This window comes from Salinactinospora qingdaonensis (assembly GCF_039539445.1).
Lineage (GTDB): Bacteria > Actinomycetota > Actinomycetes > Streptosporangiales > Streptosporangiaceae > Salinactinospora > Salinactinospora qingdaonensis.
In genome coordinates, this window is the sequence record NZ_BAABDD010000004.1 from 43,900 (window position 1) to 62,470 (window position 18,571).

14 protein-coding genes are annotated in these 18,571 nt (G+C 70.4%); 1 reads left to right on the forward strand and 13 read right to left on the reverse strand.

Features of this window, described 5'->3' with window-relative positions:
* Positions 1–26: 26 nt before the first annotated feature.
* Both ABD848_RS05645 and ABD848_RS05650 read right to left on the reverse strand, forming a co-directional pair.
* Positions 27–2,180, reverse strand: a complete 2,154-nt coding sequence (locus tag ABD848_RS05645; protein ID WP_344968067.1) for an alpha/beta hydrolase — start codon at positions 2,178–2,180, stop codon at positions 27–29.
* Positions 2,161–2,790, reverse strand: a complete 630-nt coding sequence (locus ABD848_RS05650) for a TetR/AcrR family transcriptional regulator (RefSeq protein ID WP_344968069.1) — start codon at positions 2,788–2,790, stop codon at positions 2,161–2,163. The genes ABD848_RS05645 and ABD848_RS05650 overlap by 20 nt, the downstream gene beginning before the upstream one ends.
* 549 nt (positions 2,791–3,339) lie before the next feature.
* On the opposite strand from ABD848_RS05650, the gene pglX reads away from it, so the two are divergent.
* Positions 3,340–7,029, forward strand: coding sequence for a BREX-2 system adenine-specific DNA-methyltransferase PglX (gene pglX, locus ABD848_RS05655; RefSeq protein WP_344968071.1), 3,690 nt, complete (start codon positions 3,340–3,342; stop codon positions 7,027–7,029).
* A gap of 290 nt (positions 7,030–7,319) precedes the next feature.
* Here pglX and ABD848_RS05660 read toward each other — a convergent pair whose 3' ends face one another.
* From ABD848_RS05660 to ABD848_RS05710, 11 genes are all read right to left on the reverse strand, one after another.
* Entirely contained in the window at positions 7,320–8,132 is an 813-nt protein-coding gene (locus tag ABD848_RS05660) for a carbon-nitrogen hydrolase family protein (protein WP_344968074.1), read from the reverse strand.
* A gap of 45 nt (positions 8,133–8,177) precedes the next feature.
* The gene (locus ABD848_RS05665; protein WP_344968076.1) at positions 8,178–9,185 is read right to left on the reverse strand and encodes an LLM class flavin-dependent oxidoreductase; all 1,008 of its coding nucleotides are present in this window, start codon (positions 9,183–9,185) and stop codon (positions 8,178–8,180) included.
* Positions 9,186–9,244: 59 nt separating this feature from the next.
* Positions 9,245–10,663, reverse strand: coding sequence for a dihydropyrimidinase (gene hydA, locus ABD848_RS05670; RefSeq protein WP_344968078.1), 1,419 nt, complete (start codon positions 10,661–10,663; stop codon positions 9,245–9,247).
* Positions 10,660–12,045, reverse strand: coding sequence for an aminotransferase class III-fold pyridoxal phosphate-dependent enzyme (locus ABD848_RS05675; RefSeq protein ID WP_344968080.1), 1,386 nt, complete (start codon positions 12,043–12,045; stop codon positions 10,660–10,662). The genes hydA and ABD848_RS05675 overlap by 4 nt, the downstream gene beginning before the upstream one ends.
* Before the next feature lie 55 nt (positions 12,046–12,100).
* Positions 12,101–12,667 (reverse strand): amino acid synthesis family protein, encoded by a 567-nt coding sequence (locus tag ABD848_RS05680; RefSeq protein ID WP_344968082.1) that lies wholly within the window; start codon positions 12,665–12,667, stop codon positions 12,101–12,103.
* Between the two features lie 124 nt (positions 12,668–12,791).
* Positions 12,792–13,664: a nitrilase family protein gene (locus ABD848_RS05685; protein ID WP_344968084.1), complete on the reverse strand. Its 873-nt coding sequence runs from the start codon at positions 13,662–13,664 to the stop codon at positions 12,792–12,794.
* A gap of 40 nt (positions 13,665–13,704) precedes the next feature.
* Positions 13,705–14,475 (reverse strand): IclR family transcriptional regulator, encoded by a 771-nt coding sequence (locus ABD848_RS05690; RefSeq protein ID WP_344968086.1) that lies wholly within the window; start codon positions 14,473–14,475, stop codon positions 13,705–13,707.
* Positions 14,476–14,589: 114 nt separating this feature from the next.
* Positions 14,590–15,783 carry an ABC transporter substrate-binding protein gene (locus ABD848_RS05695; protein WP_344968089.1) on the reverse strand — a complete coding sequence of 398 codons (1,194 nt, stop codon included), beginning with the start codon at positions 15,781–15,783 and terminating at the stop codon, positions 14,590–14,592.
* A gap of 58 nt (positions 15,784–15,841) precedes the next feature.
* On the reverse strand, positions 15,842–16,663 hold the full coding sequence (locus tag ABD848_RS05700; RefSeq protein ID WP_344968091.1) for an ABC transporter permease: 822 nt from the start codon (positions 16,661–16,663) through the stop codon (positions 15,842–15,844).
* The gene (locus ABD848_RS05705) at positions 16,660–17,457 is read right to left on the reverse strand and encodes an ABC transporter ATP-binding protein (RefSeq protein WP_344968093.1); all 798 of its coding nucleotides are present in this window, start codon (positions 17,455–17,457) and stop codon (positions 16,660–16,662) included. The genes ABD848_RS05700 and ABD848_RS05705 overlap by 4 nt, the downstream gene beginning before the upstream one ends.
* A 70-nt stretch (positions 17,458–17,527) precedes the next feature.
* Positions 17,528–18,466 carry an ABC transporter permease gene (locus ABD848_RS05710; protein WP_344968095.1) on the reverse strand — a complete coding sequence of 313 codons (939 nt, stop codon included), beginning with the start codon at positions 18,464–18,466 and terminating at the stop codon, positions 17,528–17,530.
* Positions 18,467–18,571 lie beyond the last annotated feature (105 nt).

Genomic DNA, 18,571 nt, shown 5'->3' on the forward strand with positions numbered 1-18,571 from the left:
GGTGGAGCGCCGCCGAGGGCCAGGTGTCAGAGACATTCGGCGAGCAGGGTGGCCGCGCGGCGAGCACCGCCGCCGTCGACCGGCTGGTAGGTGAGCGTGCGGCCCAGTTCCTCGGTCATGGCGTGGGCGATGGCCTCGGGCGTGGCCGTGGCGTAGTCCATGGCCCGTCCGGCGCCGTAGCGGCGCAGCCGGTGGGGGACGTGGATCTGTTGTTCGAAGTGGTTGCGCAGCGGGAAGTACAGGAAGGGCCGTCCCGTCGCGGTGAGTTCCATCGTCGTCGTCAGGCCGCCCTGCACGAGGGCGAGGTCGCAGGCGGCCAGGTGGCGGTGGAGGTCGGGAACGTAGGCGCGCTTCTCGACGCCGGGCGCGTCGGGAAGTGAGGCCGGGTCCAGGCGGGGGCCGGTCACGACGATGGTGCGCAGCCCCGGCACGTTCTCGGCCGCCAGTGGATGGGCCTCGATGACGCGGCGCAGCAGCGAGCCGCCGACACCGGAGCCACCCACGGCGGCGATGACCACCGTCTCGTCGGGGTGGTAGCCGAGCTCTCGCCGTAGATGGGAGCGGTCGCCCAGCGAGGCCGGGTCGAAGCCGGTGATGTAGCCGGCGAAGCTGTAATGGGCCTGTGTCCACTCTCGGATACCGGGTAGCCCGGGGCCGAAGGGCAGGTCCACGACGTCGTCGGGGTCGCCGACGAAGATCGAGACGTCGCGGATGTCGGGGTGTTGCTCGATGTGGCCCAGCATCTCGGCGTTGTAGTCGGCTGTCAGGAGCCGCTCTCGCTCGCCGCCGGCGGGCATGGGGACGTAGCCGACGAAGTCGGTGAGCCAGGCGAAGCGCGCCCGCTTGACGGCCGGGTCCTCGTGGAGGAAGTGGTCGACGTCCCAGGACTCGTCGCCGACGACGAGGTCGTAGTGTTCCTGCTGGATCACGTCGAGGAAGGTCATGAAGTTGGCGACGAGGATCTCGTCCATGCGCCGCACCGCCTCGAAGACGTGCAGGTCGTGTTCGCAGGACTCGGCCTGTAGGTGAGCGGACTCGCTGGCCAGCGCACGGCTGGCCGGGTGCACCCGTTCCCCGGCGGTGGCGAGCACGCGGGTGACCGGGTCTTGGGCGAGCCAGTCGATGCGCGCGTCCGGGACGAGCGAGCGCAGTTCCGTGGCGATGGCGAGGTCGCGGCGAGCGTGGCCGAGACCGATCGGCGAGGAGAGGTAGAGCACCCGAGGTCGGGAAGCCTCCCGGCGGGGGCCGCGAGACGGCCCAGTGCGGCGCGGCTCACTGTCGGCCGCCGTGCCGGCCTGGACGGTCTCGTCGACGAACCGGCGCAGGAGCCGGTTCACCTGGACCGGGTAGCGGGCCTGAGGACAGTGCCCGGCGCCTTCCAGCTCCACGATGGGTGCCCGCAGCAGCGAGGCCACGGAGCGTCCCAAAAAGACCGGGCCGATCCGGTCCTGGGTGCCGTGCACGACGAGGACCGGGCAGGTGATCCGTGGAGCCAGCGCGCGCAGCCGTTCGGCGGACTTTGCGGGAGGGACCCCGGCCCGGTCGCTCAACGTGGCGGCCAACGCCTCGGGGGTCGTCTCCAGGCCCCAGGAGACCGCGTCTTCCCAATGCTTGGTGGAGTGCGGGTCGTTCATGGCCTCGCCGGCGAAGAACCGGACGAAGCCCGCGAAGTCCCGCTGGAAGGAGTGCCGATTGTACCGGTTCCAGCCTTCGTCGCTTCCCTTGTCCTCGTCGAAGGTCAGCAGCGCTTGAGCCAGTGGGTAGTCGTCGCGTCCCGTGACGTTCAGCGTCGTGCCGATGAGGACGGCGCCCGCCACCCGCTCGGGGTGGAGTGCCGCGAGGAGGTAGGCCAGGATCGAGCCGAAGGAGTTCCCCACGAGGACGGCTCGCTGCGCGCCCGCCGCGTCCAGGACCGCGAGCGCGTCCTCGGCCTGCGTGTGAACGTCGTAGGCCGCGGGATCGACGGGCCGATCGGAGGCTCCGTTGCCCCGGGGGTCGTAGGTGATCACCCGGTACCGTTTCGCCAGGTACGGGATTTGGGCCTTCCACAGTCGGCTATGGACGATCGCCCACGCGGGAAGGAGCAGGACGGTCACGTCTCCGTCGCCGTGGACCTCGTAGCCGATCCGGACGCCGTCTCGATCGACGAAACCGGTGGTGTCAGGTTGCCGGGCGCGCATCGTCGCCTCCGTGTTTGAGTGCGAGCCGGCGGTCGATGGCCGCCAGGAGTTCCGTATGGCCGGTGTCGATACCTGCCAGGCGTTCGATGAGGATGCCGATCTGGAAGGTGCGGATGAGCGTGGCCAGGGCGAGGACGTCGTCCTCGGCGAGGTCGGCTCCGTACTCCTGGGCCGCTCCGGAGACCGCGGTGCTCAGCATGTCGGTGAACCTCTCCATCGTGCGGCTGAGGCCCTCGCGGTAGACGTCGTCGTTCCACGCCTTGGCGAACAGTTCGGCGACGAGTTTCGGGAACCCGGCGGCCAGGTCGACGTCGATCAGGTTCATGGCGGTTCGCCATTTGTCGATGAATGCCTCGTCACCGCCGTACAGCTTTTGCTGGCGGTCGAGGATGCGGTCCGCCGCCCGGTCCAGGGTGCGCAGGGTCAGCGCTTCCAGCGAGCCGAAGTGGTACCGGATCAGACCGTGGGGCTGACCGGCTTCCTCGGCCACCCGCCGGGTCGACACTCCCGCGTAGCCGTGAGTGATCAGGAGCCGCTCGGTGGCGTCCATGAGCGCCGTGGCCGTCTTGTGGTCCGGACTGCCGTCCCTCGCCAATGTGACCCCTTCCACGCAACGTCTTCTACAAGTGGATAACTAATACTTCTCCACTTGTAGAACAACCGGAGGGGCCTGTCAAGAAGGATGGAATCGCGGGGTTTCGTTCCTTTAGGTAGCTAAACGATTACGGAAGCCCTGGAGGGGCTCGACTTACTGACGCGATGCGCCGGACACCGCGGCCTGGCCCCATGGCGCGACGGCAGACCGGCCGAAGAGAACGACGCAGCGCACCCTGGCCTCCCCCTGCTCGTGGGCCGAGCGGAAAACAAGCCGACGGTCGCTCTCCTGAGGAGACGGCCTGGAGGTCGGTGCTGTGCGTTGGGACTGGCGCGGGTGGCGGGGCAGCGAGGGCCTGCGGTGAGTGTGGGGTGGGCGCCGGGCGGAGCCCCCGTGTCAAGGAGTCGGGTGGGGCAAAGATGGCCAGGTCACGGGAGGCTGAAAGTAGCCATGTGGTCCCGCGGCTTCTCCTGCTGTCCTTCGACTGCGCGCTGATCGTCGTACCCCGCTGGCAGGGTGAACGCGCTCGAGCCCCGAAGTAGGCGATATGAACAGGGAGGCGTCGTGGCCGGCGGTAAAGCGGAGCGGGACGGGTTGTTGCAGGAGCTACGCGAGCAGGTCGAACTGCTGGAGAAGGACATCCGGGCGCGCAACGACCGGGTGTCGGAATACCAGGCGGTCTTCGAGACGGAGTACCGCAAGCTGGTTAAAGCAGCGCGCATCGACGGTCCCTACGAGGCGTGGCGCCGCCATCGGATCACCCAGGTGGCGGCGGGCTGGGTGCTGGCCACGCTGTTCGTGCGCTTCTGCGAGGACAACGGGCTGATCGAGCAGCCGTGGCTGGCCGGTCCCGCAGAGCGGCTCGCGGTGGCTGAGTCCCGGCACGCTGCGTTCCTGGGCGAATCGCCCGACCGCGGCGACCGCGACTGGCTGATCGCCGCCTTCGACCACCTGGCGGCCTGCCACCCCGCCATGGCCACACTGTTGAACCGCGAACACAACCCGCTGTGGCAGCTCCCGCCCAGCGACAAGGCCGCCAGTGAACTACTGGGGTTCTGGCGCCGCCGCGACTCCAGCGGAGAACCCGTCCACAGCTTTGTGGACGCAGACCTCGACACCGGCTTCCTGGCACACATCTACCAGGATCTCAGCGATCCGGCCCGCAGAGCCTACGCGCTGTCGCACACGCACGAAGCCGCCGAGGAACTCGTGCTCGACCTGACGCTGGAACCGGCGATCGAGGAATTCGGGCTCGAACCGGAACTGGAGGTGCGCGACGCCGACGCAGCGGTGATCTGGCGCCACGTGGGCCTGCGCACCATCGACCCGGCCTGCGGCAGCGGGGGATTCCTGCTGGGGCTGTTCCGGCGTATCCTGCGCAAACACCGGCAGGCGGCGGAAAGCGACACCGCCGCTGGCTGCTCCGTGGACGACTGGGCGCTGATCCGCACGGCGCTGAACTCGGTGCACGGCTGCGACACGAACCCGTTCGCCGTCGCCATCGCCCGGTTCCGCCTGCTGGTCGCCGTTCTCGACGAGGCGGGGCTGCGGCGCCTCGACGAAGCCCCCGAGTTCGCGCTCAACGTGGCGGTCGGTGATGCGCTGCTACACGGCCGCGGCGTGCTGGGGAACACGAACACCCCGCCGGTGGCCACCAACAAGAAGAGGTTCTTCCACACCACCGAAGACGTGTGGGCCTACTCCGAAACCGTGGACCTGCTCGGCGTGAACAGCTACCACGTGACGGTGGCGAGCCCGCCCGCCGGCGGGATCGTCGACGAGCGGGACCGGGAGAAACACCGTTCTGCGTACGACGTCTGTCCGGACGACCACTCCCCCGTTCCCCTGTTCTCCCAGCGCCTCTTCGAGCTGGCCACACGCGACGACGGCGGCTTCTCGGGGCAACTGGCCGCGAACCACTTCATGAAGCGGGAGTACGGGAAGAAGCTCGTCGAGGACTTCCTCAGCCGGCGGGTCAAGCTCACCCACGTGCTCGACACCTCGGGCGCCTACACCACCGGCGACGACAAGCCGACCGTGATCCTGGCCGGCCGGAACACGGTCTACGGCTGGGACGCCCCGGTCCGCGTGGCGCTCGGCATCCAACGCGAACCCGGTAATCCGGACAGTACCGCCAGCGCCGCCGAAGGGGCGGTGCTGCGCGCCATCGCCGAGCAGATCGACAATCCGGAGACGGAGTCGGAGTGGGTCAGCGTCCACGACTTCGATCGCGGGTTCTTCGCCGGCCACCCATTGTCGCTGCCCGAGGGCGGTGGGACGGCGCCGGAACGGGACATGGCGAAAGCAGCGGCGCGTCTCCTCTCTGACCTCACCGAGGACATCGGCGGCTACGCGACCCTGCGCGAGAGCGGGGCCTACGTGGTCGGCCGAGCCGAAGCCGGCAGGAAAGGGCTCTTCCCGGAACACGTCCGCCCCATCGTCGACACCGTGTTCATCGGCGACTGGGTGCTGCCCGACGACACCTACGCCGTCTTCCCCTACACCGACCACGGCCGAACCGCCGCCGTCACCCCCGCCGCCGAACGGTTCCTGTGGCCCAACCGCACGCCGCTCGAATCGCGCCACGAACTCTCGCCTGCCCGGGAAGCACCGGATCGGGCGTGGTTCGAGTACGCGAAGCTCTCTCTTGACAAGCACGACTGCCCTTTCCTGATCCCGTTCTCCTTCACTGCCACGCACAACCACTTCTTCCTGGACCGCGGCGAACGGATCTTCGGGCACTCCACCCCCGTGATCCAACTGAAAGCGGGAACGAGCGAGGACGAGCACCTGAGCCTGGTGGGTCTGCTCAACTCGTCGGCGGCGTGTTTCTGGCTGAAGCAGACCTCCCGCGACCGTGGGAAACAGCTCGGAGGCCGCGACTTCGCGCGTGAGAACTGGGAACGGCCCTACGAGTTCACCGCGGACACGCTCGACGACTTCCCCCTTCCCCCCGCTCTCCCGCTGGAACCGGGCACCTACCTCGACCTCTTCGCCCAAGAACTCGCCGCCCACGAGCCCGCCGCCGTCGCCGCGAGCGCGGCGCCCACCCGCGAGCGGCTGGACGCCGCCCACGCGTCGCACACGTCGGCCCGACAGTGGATGATCGCGCTCCAGGAGGAGCTGGACTGGCAGGTCTACGGCCTTTACGGGCTGTTCGACGAGGACGAGACCGCCGCGCTCGTCTCGCCGGACGTCGACGAGGTGCCCGAGGTCGACCTGGGCGAGCGGGCGTTCGAGATCGTGCTCGCCCGGCAGGTGGCCGCCGGGGAGAAGGAGACGAGCTGGTTCGAACGGCACGGCTCCACCCCCGTCACCGAGATCCCCGAGCGCTGGCCCGACTGGTACCGGGAAATCGTGCGGGCGCGCGTCGAGACGATCGAGCGGCACCGCGCCATCGGCCGGATCGAGCGGCCGGAGTACAAGCGGCGCTGGTCGACCGAGGAGTGGGAGGCGAAACAACACCGGGCGGTGCGCGGCTGGCTGCTGGACCGGTGCGAGGAGCCGTCGCTGTGGTTCCACAGCCGCGACGGGCGCGACGCCGCGCCCCGTGCCATGACCGTCGCCGAACTCGCCGACGCCCTCACCCGCGCCGCCGACGCCGCCGACGTCATCGCGGTCGCCGAACTGTACGCCGCCGACCACCTGGGCAGGCCCCACTCCGGGCTCGCCGACGTGCTGCACGAGATCACGGCCGACCAGCACGTGCCCTCCCCTGCCGCGCTGCGTTACACCGAGACCGGTATGGACACCCGCGCCCGGTGGGAAGAGGTTTGGGAGCAGCAGCGCGAGCAGGACCGCACCGGCCGGCGCACGCGGCTGCCCGCCCCGCCCCGCTACGGACCCGACGACTTCCGCGACCCCTCCTACTGGCGCAACCGCGGCACACTCGACGTGCCGAGGGAGCGGTTCATCTCCTACCCCGATGCCGGACCCGCCGCCGAACCGGTGCTGGGCTGGGCCGGCTGGAACCACAGGCAGCGGGCCGAAGCCCTGATGAACCTCACCACCGACCGGGCCGGCACCGACGGCCGGCCATTGGAGCGGGTCGCGCCGCTGCTCGCCGGGGCGCGGGAACTGCTGCCCTGGCTGGAGCAGTGGCACGGCGAGCACGACGAGGAGTGGGACGCGCAACCGGCCGCAGCGGTTCGAGAGTGGCTGGCCCGACAGTACGAGCGGCACCAGCTCACCGAGGAGAGCGTGCGCGAATGGCGTCCCGCGCCCGCCGCGCGGCGCGGGACAGCCGTCTCCTGACCTCATCGTCGATGGATGCGTCGCGGCGAGGGGCGGCGGCTGGCGATCCTTGGCTTGGCACGGTCACGGACGTGGCGATGCCCTCCCTCGCTGCGCCCGCTCACTGGCCCGAAGCCGCCGCGGGCGCACGCCGCCACCAAACCCCGAGGCTGTCGAGATCGCGAAGCGATGGAGGTACGAGTGGCGCGTGCGCCGGCCCCTCACCCGGAATCACGGTCTCGCCACCGCCTCACGTCAGGGCGGCCAACCAACAAAAACACCCGCCGGCACCGCCATAGCGCGAGAGCAGCTCACCGGGCGTAGAGGTCGGGGCGGCGGTCGCGCAGGAAGGGGCGGGTGTGGCGGCGTTGGGTGACGCGGTCGAGGTCCAGCTCGGCGAGGACCAGCTCGTCGGCGCCGGAGTCGCCGGCTTGGGCGAGGATCTGACCGTCGGGGTCGTAGACGGCGCTGGTGCCGAAGTAGTCCTTGGCGCCCTCGGTGCCGATGCGGTTGGCGCACAGCACGAACATGGTGTTGAAGATGGCGTGGGCGCGCAACTCCAGTTGGAACACCTCACGCATGGGGGCGCTGGCCGAGGCCACCGGCACCGCCAGCACCGAGCCGCCGTCCAGCGCCACATGCCGGCCCAGCTCGGGGAAGTGGCGCTCGTAGCAGATGATGGTGCCCACTCGGGTCTGGCCGGTGTCGACGGTCTCGGGCGGGTGCTCGCCGGGCCGGAAGTAGAACTTCTCGGGAAAGCCGTTGGAGAAGGGCAGGTGCGACTTGCGGTACAGCGAGCGCAGCTCGCCGGCCACATAGGTGCAGGCGGTGTTGTGGTAGACCCCGGGCGTTGCGGTGGCCTCGAACACCGAGGAGATGACGGTGATGCCGTGGGCGCGGGAGCGGTCGGCGGCCATCCGGTTGGAGGGGCCGTCGTGGGGGTCCTCGGCGTGGGCGAAGTAGTCGAGGTCGGGTTCGGGCTGCACGAACGGCAGGCTGAACAGCTCGGGCAGCAGCACCAGGTGCGCGCCCTGTTCGGCGGCGGCGTCGATGAGCCGGGCGGCCCGCTGGATCATGGTGGCGCGGTCGGCGTCGACCCGCAGTTGGACGGCCGCTGCTTTCATCGGGGTGCCTTTCGCGTCGGGGAGCACAGTGAGGATGGTGGGCTGTCAGTCGCGGGCGGCGGCCACCAGCCGGGTCAGGGTCTGCTCCTTGTCGCCCAGGGTGGAGATGATGGGGCAGCGCACGCCCGCCTCGTGGTAGGTCTGGAGCCGCTCGAACGCCTCGGCGGTGGTGCCGCAGGCGGTGACGTTTTGCACCAGGCTGTTGGGCACCAGCGTCATGGCGCGTTTGATGTCCTCGGGGGTGGCGGGCCAGCCGGCGACCTCTTGGATGCGGGCCACCAGCTCGGGCTCGACCCCGCAGTGCTCGGCGATGTGGGGCTGCTGCATGAGGTAGAGCGTGAGGAACGCCTTGCAGGCGTCGATGGCCTCTTGGCGGTCGTCGTCGTTGACGCTGCACGCCACGATCTGGGTCGTGTCGATGCTGGCGCGGCCGTCGGCGCGTTTGGCGATACCCGCGGCGATGGCCTTGCGCGCGTCGTCGAGGTAGGAGGGCGGCAACAGGAAATCCATGTGGACACCGTCGGTGAGCTCGCCGGCCAGCTCCAGCATCCGCGGGCCGACCGCGCCCACGTAGATGGGGATGTCCACGGGCCGGTTCTCGCGGTACATGCTGTCGAAGCGCACCCCGCGCATGGTGACGAACTCGCCCTCGACGTCGACGATCTCGTTGCGGAAGAACGCCTGCAACACGCCGATGTACTCGCGCATGGATTTCAGCGGTTTGCGCAGCGGCTCGCCGACTTTGGAGGCCAGCGGCTCCCACCAGGCGCCGATGCCCAGGATGGCCCGCCCGGGCGCGACCTCGTCGAGAGTCTTGAAGGTGACCGCCATCAGCGCGGCGTTGCGGCTTTTGTTGTTGACCACGCCGGTGCCGATCTTCACGTTGTCGGTGCGGTGGGCCACGATCGCTGCGGGGACGATGCCGTCGCGGGCCAGCCGCCCCTCGGCGACCCATACCGATTCCAGGCCGCTGCGGTCGGCCAACTCGGCCTGCCAGATGGTCTGCTCCAGGCTGAGCCGTTCACCGACGTGGATGCCCAGGGGTAGTTTCATGGCGGTCTTCCTCTCCGGTGGCCGCGGCGCGGCGGGCGTGGAACGGGTGGGACGGGGGTTCAGGCGAGGTCGGGGGCGGCGCGGGTGAGGTAGCGGCCCCGGCCGGGGGTGGCGTGCAGTTCGTCGCCGTCGACGATCAGCTCGCCGCGCGAGAACACCTTCCGGGGCCGGCCGGTGACCCGCATGCCCTCGTAGAGGGTGTAGTCGGTGCGGCTGTGCGCTCCGGCGGCGGTGATCGTGTGCTCGGCGGCCGGGTCCCAGACGACGATGTCGGCGTCGGCGCCGGCCTGGATGGTGCCCTTGCGGGGGTAGAGGCCGAAGAGCTTGGCGGGGCGGGTGGCGGTGAGGTCGACGAAGCGGCGCAGGTCGATGCGGCCCTCGACGACGCCGGCCTGGTGGATCACCATGAGGCGCTCTTCCACACCGGGCACCCCGTTGGGCACTTTGGGGAAGTAACCGGTCGAGCGGGACTTCTGCGGCGGCAGGTCGTCGGGCTGGCCGAGGTAGAAGGGGGCGTGGTCGGTGCCGATGGTCGACAGCGCACCGGTGGCCAGCGCCCGCCACAGGTGTTCCTGGTTGGCGCGTTCGCGGATCGGCGGCGAGCACAGGTAGGCGGCGGCCTCGGGGCCGTCGTGGTCGTAGTCCTCGTAGGCGGCCAGCAGGTACTGCGGGCACGTCTCGCCCCACACGTCCAGGCCGCGGGCGCGGGCGGCGGCGATCTCCTCGGCGGCCCACCGGCTGGAGACGTGCACCGTGAACAGGGGGCTGCCCACGCTCTCGGCGATGGCCACGGCGCGGTGCACCGCCTCGCCTTCGGAGATGTGGCTGTGGGCGGCGTGGTGGTGGCGTTCGCTGGTGTGGCCGGCGTCGACGAGGCGGCGGGCGGCGTCGGCGACGAGGTGGCCGTTCTCGGCGTGGACCATGGGCAGCACGCCCTCGTCGGCGGCCAGGCGCATGCCGTGGATGAGGGTGGCGTCGTCGACCATCTGGGTGCCGGGGTAGGCCATGAAGAACTTCCAACTGCTGACCCCCTCGCGGGCGAGCCGGCGCAGGTCGGCCAGGGCGTCGGCCTGCTGCTCGAGGGGTGGGGCGATGGCGTGCAGCCCGAAGTCGACCACGCAGCGGCGGCTGCCGGCCTCGATGCGGCGTTGGAAGGAGTCGTAGAGCGAGTGGTCGGGCTCTTTCTTGGTGAAGTCGACGATGGTGGTGGTGCCGCCGAAGGCGGCGGCGACCGTGCCGGTGTGGAAGTCGTCGGAGGTGCGGGTGGTGAACCCGTCGATGGGGTATTCGAGGTGGGTGTGGGTGTCGACGCCGCCGGGCAGCAGGTAGTGCCCGGTGGCGTCGACGGCCCGAGCGGCCGGCCCCGCGGCCCCCGGCGCGGTGACGGCCGTGACGCGCTCGCCGTCGATGCGCACGTCGGCGAGCGTGTGGCCCTCGGCGGTGACGACGGTGCCGCCGGTGATGAGGGTGGTGGTCATGGGCGCGGGTGCTCCGTTTCGCCGATGGGCGCGGTGTGGGCGTCGGCCAGGGTCAGGACCTCGTCGAGGATGGCCATGGCGGTCTCGATCTCCTCGGCGGTGACCACGAGCGGGGGTGTCAGGCGCAGCACGTTGTTGTTGGCGCTGAGGTAGAGGCCGCGGCGCATCGCCGCCGTGGTCACCTCGGACATGGGGGCGGCGTCGGCGCCGGAGGCGTGGAATCCCACGAGGGGGTCGCGGGTGGTGCGGTCGCGCACCAGCTCCAGGCCGTAGAACAGGCCGCGCCCCCGGATGTCGCCGATGCTGGGGTGGCGCTCGGCCAGCTCGCGCAGCCGCTTGTCCATGAGCCGGCCCTGCTCGCGGGCGTTGTCGATGACGCCTTCCTCGGCCATGATGCGCAGCGCGGCCACGCCGGAGGCGCACGCCAGCGGGTGGCCGGCGTAGGTGAGGCCGCCGGGGAAGCGGTGGTCGCGCAGCCAGGTGCCCAGGTCGCGGGAGACGATCATGGCGCCCAGCGGCACGTAGCCGGAGTTGAGGCCCTTGGCGGTGGTGAGGATGTCGGGCACCACGTCCCAGTGCTGGCAGGCGAACCATTCGCCGGTGCGGCCGAAGCCGGCCATGACCTCGTCGAAGATGAGGAGGATGCCGTGCTCGTCGCAGACCTCGCGCAGGGCGTGCAGGTAGCCGTCGGGCGGGTAGATGATGCCGTTGGTGCCGGTGACGGTCTCGACGATGACGGCGGCGACGGTCTCGGGATTCTCGTAGCGCAGGAGTTCTTCGAGGTGGGGGCGGCCGGTGCACACCGGGCACGGGTCGGGGTGGCCGGCGGGGCAGCGGTAGGTGTAGGGGTCGAGCATGCGCACCACGCCGGGCATGGCGGCGCTCTCGCCGCCCCACCGGCGCGGGTCGCCGGTGAGCGAGAGCGCGCCGGCGGTGGCGCCGTGGTAGGAGCGGTACCGGGCGATGATCTTGTGGCGGCCGGTGGCGTGGCGGGCCAGCCGGATGGCGTTCTCGTTGGCGGCGGCGCCGCCGGTGGTGAAGAACGACATGGTCAACTCGCCGGGGGCGAGCCGGGCGAGGGTTTCGGCGAGGTGGGCGCGCGCCTCGTCGGCGAATCCGGGGCCGATGTAGCACTGGCGGGCGGCGGCGCGCTGGATCTCGGCGACCAGCGCGGGGTGCTGGTGGCCCAGGTTGAGGTTGACCAACTGGGATTGGAAGTCGAGGTAGCGGTTGCCGTCGTAGTCCCAGAACCACGAGCCCGAGCCGCCGGCGATCGGCAGGGCGTTGACCGCGCCCTGGGTAGACCAGGAGTGGATGACGTAGTCGCGGTCGGCCTGCTGGATGCGTTCCTTGGACCAGCCGGCGCTGTCGGTGGCGTGCATGGGGTGGGGGCGTCCTTCCGGCGTTGCGGTGGGGTGGGTGGCGCGGGCGGCGGAGTCAGCTTGCCGGGGCGACTTCGGCGCCGAAGCTGGCGAGCCGGGCCAGCGGACGGCCGGTGTTGCTGGCGGCGCAGACGACGACGATCTCGCGGGGCAGCGGCGCGTCGGCGACCTGGAAGGTCACCGTCTGGTGGTGGGAGCGGGTCTTGGCGTCGAGCTTGTGCTTGAGGGGGATGTCGATGGCGGCGCCGGTGGGGCCGATCTTCTCGGCGGCGGGCAGCAGTTCGGTGCCGGCGGCGGCGTCGCGGAACACGTTGCCGAAGCGCAGGTTGTGGATGAGCGCCGAGCCGTGCTCGACCTCGCCGCCGGTACCCACCAGTGCGGCCTTGCCGAACGCCTCGACGTCCTCGCCGAGGGCGCGCACGCATCGCGGCCCCACCAGCTCGCCGATCTCGGCGCCGATGGCGTCGGCAGTGGTGACCAGGTCTTCGGTGTACTCGGCGGGGTAGGGGGTGTCGATGACGGCACCGACCATGGCGACGCGGTGGGGCCGCTGTAGGGGGCGCCCGTTCTCTCGGCCGGTCTCGTGCACGATCTCGACGATCTTGCGGACGGTGACGTTCACGGGGTGCTTCCTCTCCGATCGGGAATCGGCGGGACGCCGACTGTGTGGTTCATTGAATGAACCGATGGTTCAGATGATGCGGGCACGGGGGGCGGGTGTCAAGACATGCCAGGTGAGCCGCGGGTCACCGCGGCGCCGCGTACACCTCCGGACGCCGATCCCCCAGCGGGTCGTTGAACGAGGCCGCGCTCGGGTCGGGACGGGTGGCGATCAGGTCGAGCTCGGCCAGCGTGACGCCGGTCCCCTCCGTGGAGGCCGGTCCGGCCAGCGGCCAACCGTCGCGTCCCACGATCACGCTGGAGCCGATGAAGGGCTGGCCGCGCTCCACCCCCGAGCGCCCCGCGGCGGCCACCGCCAGCTTGTTGCTGTGCGCGCCGGTCATGCACATCAGGTTGGCCATCACCACCTGGCCCGCGGGCTGCTCGGGCACCGGCACCCAGTTCGACGGGGCGCACACCACATCGGCCCCGCCCAGCGCGCACGCCCGGAAGCTCTCGGGAAACCACAGGTCGTAGCAGATCAGCATCGCCACCCGGCCCAGCTCGGTCTCATAAACCGGAAACCCCAGGTCGCCAGGTCGATAAATCCGCTTCTCGTCATTCCACAGATGGACCTTGCGGTAGCGGCCCACCAGCCCATCCGGGCCGAGAAGTACGGCGCTGTTGTACAGTGCGTCGCCGGCGCGCTCGATCACCCCCGCCACCACCCACACGCCGTGCCGGGCGCACAACTCGGCCCACGCCCGGCACGCCGGCCCGCCGGGCACCTGCTCGGCGTGAGCGCGGGCATGCTCGGGACCGGTGAAGACGTAGCCCGACACCGCGGCCTCGGGCAGCACCAGCAGCCGCGCCCCCGACGCGACCGCCTCCTCCATCATGGCCAACGCACGCTCCAGGTTGCCGGCGTTGTCGCCGAGCACCGGCTCGGTCTGCAACGCGGCCACCGTCACCGCGCCCGGCGGGTTCGGTGAGCGTTCGGTTACAACGTCTCGTGCCATAGGTCGTCACCTTTTCCTCGCGTGGCGCCTCCCGAAGGTCTCACCGGTGGATCACCGCCCCGGTCACCTCCAAGACCCGCTCCAGTTGCCCCGCGGCCTCGCGCACGTGGGCCGCGATCTCGGGGATGCGTTCCCGCGTGATACGGAAGGTGGGTCCGCCGATCCACACCGCGTAGGGCTCGGTGTGGCGGGTGCGCACCGTCGCGGCGACGGCGGCGGCGCCCTCCTCCATCTCGTCGTAGGCCACGGCGTAGCCCCGCTCGCGCACCTCGGCCAACTCCTCCAGGAACACCCCCAGATCGGGCAGGTGCGCCGGCCGGTTCTCGGCGAAGTCGTCGCCGAAGTCCGCACGCACCTGCTCGGGGGTGAGCGAACTGAGCAGCGCCTTACCGGTGGAGGTGCGCCACACCGACAGGGTGCGCGGCACCGGCCGGTAGGTCTGGCCGATAACCTTCGGGCCGGTGACCTGGGAAACCACCATGACGTGCGGGGGCATCAGTACGTCGAGCCCGGAGGTCTCTTGGGTCCGCTCGGCCAGGTCGCGCAGGATGGCCTGCATCTGGGTGTGGGCGCCGCCCTGGTCGAGCAGCCCACCCACGATCGACAGCAGCCCAAAGGAGACCCGGTAGCGCTTGGTCACCGGATCGAGGTCCAGCCACCGCTCCCGCTCCAGCACGCTCAACACCCGGTAGCAGGTCGCCTTGGGGATCTCGGCGGCCCGGGCGACCTCGCTCAGCCCCATCCCTTCGGGGTTGGCGGCCACCGCCCGAAGAATCCAGATCGTGCGCTGGACTAGCCCTGCCTCGCTCATGCGGACGCTTCTTTCCATCGTGGGGGTAGGGGGACGCCGCGCCGGGGGAGGCTCCCCGCCACGACGCCACGACCCTAACCACAAACCATCGCCCTCATTAGGAGGGCGAACGTCTTATTCGCCGCCGGGGGTCACCTCCACCTCCCTGGCGTCGAAATCGGCGCCGACGACGTCGAGCCCCTCTTCGGCCGCGGCCTGGCGGGCGGCCTCGCTGAGGTCGGTGCGGTAGGCGTCCTCGCCGGGCGCCTCGGGCAGCACCTCGCCCTCGACCGCGGTCTCGATGGTCTGCTCCCAGGCGTCGGGGTCCATGTCGCCGATGCCCTCGACGCCTTCGGGCGAGGGCCAGATGAGTTTATTGACCTCGTTGAGCTGCCAGGTCATGTGGCCGCGGCCCAGCGTGGTGCCGTTGTCGAGCACGATGTCGACACACTCCTCGAAGGAGTCGCGGCAGAACCCCCACCCCTGGAAGGTGGCCTTGAGGAAACGCTGGGCGATGTCTTCGTTGTCGCCCTCGGCCAGCCACGCGCCGCGGGCATAAACGCTGTCCTCCAGCGTGAAGTACCCCAACTCCTGGAGGTCGATGACGTTGAAGTCGGAAGGCTGGTACAGCTCACCCGTCTCGGGGTTGGTGGCCTCCAGCAGTTGGGCGTACTCGTTGTAGGTCTTGGCCTGGGCGGCGTCGATTTCGCGGTTGAGCAGCAGCGACATGTCGAAGGGCTGCTGCACGACGGTGGTGTCCTCGTCGAGGTCCAGCCCCGCGCCGTGCATCGCGGCGCGCAGCGTGAGGTCGTTGCCGAACCCCCAACTGCCCACCCGCTTGCCCTCCAGATCGGACAATGTCTCGATCCCGGAGTCGGCCCAGCTCACCTGCAAGTAGGCGCCACGTTGGAAGATCTGGGCGATGTTGACGATGTCGGCGCCCTCGGCGCGGCTGGCCATCGACTTGGTGACGTGGCTGACGGCGAACTCGGCGTTACCCGAAGACAGCAACTGCTGCGGGACCACGTTGACCCCGCCCTCCTTGATGGTGACGTCGAGGCACTCCTCGCTGTAGAAGCCCTCGTCCTTGGCGGCGTAGTAGCCGGCGAACTGCGACTGGGCCACCCACTGCAACACGACGGTGACCTCGTCGACGCTTTCGCAGTGCTCGGCCGCGCTCGCATCGTCGCCGCCGCCCCCGCCGGGGGTGGCCAGGTCGGCGCTCTGGCCGGCACAGCCCGCCGCGGCCAGCAGCGCGGCACCGGCGGCGGTGGCCAGCAGGCGACGCGACCAGGGCGGTGGAGTCGGGGAGAACACAGGTGGGGTCATGGGGAGATTCCTCTCTGCGGTGGGGACGGTGGTGAGCGGTGGGTCAACGGTGGAAGGGTCAGTCGGCGGTCGAGCGCACGGTGGCGTGCCAGGGCATCAGCAGCCGCTCCAGCAGGTTGATCGCCCCGAACAGCGCCAGGCCCAGCGCGGCGGCGACGAGGATGCCCGCCCACGCCTCGGCGTAGCGGGGCAGCGCCGCCATCTGGGCGATGTAGACACCCAAGGCGTTGGCCAGCCCGCCGAAGTACTCGCTGACGATGACGCCGATCACGCTGAGCGTGGCGCCCAGCTTCACCCCGTTGAACAGGTAGGGCAGGGCGTGGGGCAGCCGCGCCCGCAGCGCCACCTGACGCGGGGTGGCCGCCATCGACGCCATCACCTCCAAGTGGAGAGGAGAGATGTCGAGCAGGCCGCGCGCGGTGTTGACCAGCACGGGGAAGAACACCATGATCGCCGCGACCCCGGCCTTGGACGCGATGCTGGCCGTGCCCAGCCAGTTGTTGAAGATCGGTGCGAGCGCCACGATGGGGGCGCAGTTGACGATGACGGCCACGGTCAGCACCGGCGCCGAGATCGAGCGGAACCGCGCCAGCAGCAGCGCTACCGTCACGCCGCCCGCCACCCCGGTCAGCAGCCCCAGCAGCACGGCCTGCACCGTGACCACCGAGGCGGCCAGGATCGTGGTGAGGTTGGCGGCCAGCGCGGCCCCGATCTCGGTGGGCGCCGGCAGCACGAACGACTCCACGTTGAAGCCGCGCACCAGCGCCTGCCATAGCGCCAGGATCACCACGGGTGCCGCGACCGCCGGCACCACGTGGCGCACCAACCAAGGCGCCACCGCCGGGGCACGGCGGGGGCCGGTGTCGGTCGTCGCCGTCATGCCACCGCCTCCTCGCCGGCCAGGACCGCGTGTAGCGCCGTACGCACTTCGGTGACCGTGTCGTAGAACTCCGGGGCGGTGCGCACCTCGGCGGTGCGCGGCGCCGGCAGGTCGACGTCGACGGTCGTGGCCACCTGTCCCGGACGCGGCGACATGATGACCACCCGGTTGGACAAAAACACCGCTTCGGCGACGCTGTGGGTGACGAAGACGATCGTGGTCTTGGTGCTGTCCCAGATCCGCAGCAGCTCGCCCTGGAGGTACTCGCGGTTCATCTCGTCGAGCGCGCCCAGCGGCTCGTCCATGAACAGCAGCTTGGGGGAGCCGGTCAGCGCACGGGCGATGGCCACCCGCTGCTGCATCCCGCCGGAGAGCTGCCATGGGAAATGGCGGGCGAAGTCCGAGAGCCGCACCAGCTCCAGCATCTCCCGGGCGCGGCTGCGGCGCTCGCTCTTGGCGACCCCGGCCAACTGCAACGGCAGCTCGACGTTGCCCAGCACTGAACGCCAGTCGAACAGGCCCGGCTGCTGGAACACCATCCCGTAGTCGCGGCTGGTGCGCGCCTGCTCGGGGTTCTTGCCGTTGACCTCGATGCGCCCGCTGGTGGGCGAGGTGAGGTCGGCCATGACGCGCAACAGCGTGCTCTTGCCGCACCCGCTGGGCCCGAGCAGCGAGACGAACTCGCCCGCCCGAACGGTGAGGTTGATGTCGTGCAGGGCGGTGACGGATTTCTGGCCGGAGGCGTCGAAGACCTTGCCGAGGGCGTCGGCGTCGATCACCACACGATCGCTCATGGGGTTGCCTTTCGTCGGGGTTGGCGTAGCGGGGCCGCGGGCCGGTTCGGTCGGGTGGAAGGAGACGAACTCAGCCACGCGGGCGGTGGCGCAGCGCCAACCGTTCGGCCAGGTTGACCAGTTGCACGAAGACGATCCCGGCCAGGGACGCCACGAGCACGGCGGCGTAGAGCTTCTCGGGGCCGCTGGAGTAGTAGTAGGTGAAGTTGAGGATCGCGCGGCCGATGCCGTTGCCGGTGCCTGCCGACAGCTCACCGACGATCGCGCCGATGACGCTGGCGGTGGCGGCCACGCGCATCCCCGCGAACAAGTAGGGCAGCGCGGCCGGGAACCGCAGCGCCCACAGGGTCTGGCGCCGCGAGGCCGCGATCGAGCGCATCAGCTCCAGTTGGATGGTCGCCGGCGATTGCAGGCCGCGCAGCGTGTTGACGGTGATCGGGAAGAACGCCAGGTAGGCCGAGATCGCGGCGACCGTGAGCGCCGCCGGCATGCCCACCTGGCCGCCCCAGACCACCACCATGGGGGCGATGGCCACCAGCGGCACGGTCTGCGAGGCCACCACCCACGGCAGCAGCCCGCGGCGCACCGGCGCCAGCAGCAGGAACAGCACGGCCAGCGCGCACCCCAGCAGCAGGCCCAGCACCAGCCCGGCCAGCGCCTCCTGAAGCGTGACCGCGGCCTGCTGCACCAGGTAGGAGCCCAGGGAAACGTCGACGCCGCGCTGCACCGGCGCCCCCAGTGAGCCCAGGATCGCCCCGACGTGGGGCATCGCCATGTCGTCGGTAGCTACCGGCAGGGCGATACCGAGACCGGGGATCACGTCGCCGATCGAGCGGCCGAGGGCTTTGTAGCCCTCCCACAGCGCCGTCCCGGCCACAGCGACGATCAGGAACCACCCCACCGGACGCAGAGCGGCGGCCATCGAGCCGGCCTGCCGGCCGAGGGTCGCGACGGCCTCCTGGGCGGCCGGAGCCGCTGATGGTGGTGGCCGCATCCGGGTCTGTGCCATGGCCTGACCTTCCGTGAGCTGTTGAGGCGTCCGAACCGGCCGGTCTCGTGAAACCGCTGGAAAACCGGATCGGTCTACTCAGTGAACCACTGGATCATTTTGGTA

Coding starts and splice junctions, on each gene's coding strand:
- ABD848_RS05665 (WP_344968076.1), bottom strand. CDS start 9,185: ATGAAACTACCCCTGGGCATCCACGTCGGTGAACGGCTCAGCCTGGAG.
- ABD848_RS05700 (WP_344968091.1), bottom strand. CDS start 16,663: ATGACGGCGACGACCGACACCGGCCCCCGCCGTGCCCCGGCGGTGGCG.
- ABD848_RS05685 (WP_344968084.1), bottom strand. CDS start 13,664: ATGGCACGAGACGTTGTAACCGAACGCTCACCGAACCCGCCGGGCGCG.
- ABD848_RS05705 (WP_344968093.1), bottom strand. CDS start 17,457: ATGAGCGATCGTGTGGTGATCGACGCCGACGCCCTCGGCAAGGTCTTC.
- ABD848_RS05660 (WP_344968074.1), bottom strand. CDS start 8,132: ATGAAAGCAGCGGCCGTCCAACTGCGGGTCGACGCCGACCGCGCCACC.
- ABD848_RS05675 (WP_344968080.1), bottom strand. CDS start 12,045: ATGCACGCCACCGACAGCGCCGGCTGGTCCAAGGAACGCATCCAGCAG.
- hydA (WP_344968078.1), bottom strand. CDS start 10,663: ATGACCACCACCCTCATCACCGGCGGCACCGTCGTCACCGCCGAGGGC.
- ABD848_RS05695 (WP_344968089.1), bottom strand. CDS start 15,783: ATGACCCCACCTGTGTTCTCCCCGACTCCACCGCCCTGGTCGCGTCGC.
- ABD848_RS05645 (WP_344968067.1), bottom strand. CDS start 2,180: ATGCGCGCCCGGCAACCTGACACCACCGGTTTCGTCGATCGAGACGGC.
- ABD848_RS05690 (WP_344968086.1), bottom strand. CDS start 14,475: ATGAGCGAGGCAGGGCTAGTCCAGCGCACGATCTGGATTCTTCGGGCG.
- ABD848_RS05710 (WP_344968095.1), bottom strand. CDS start 18,466: ATGGCACAGACCCGGATGCGGCCACCACCATCAGCGGCTCCGGCCGCC.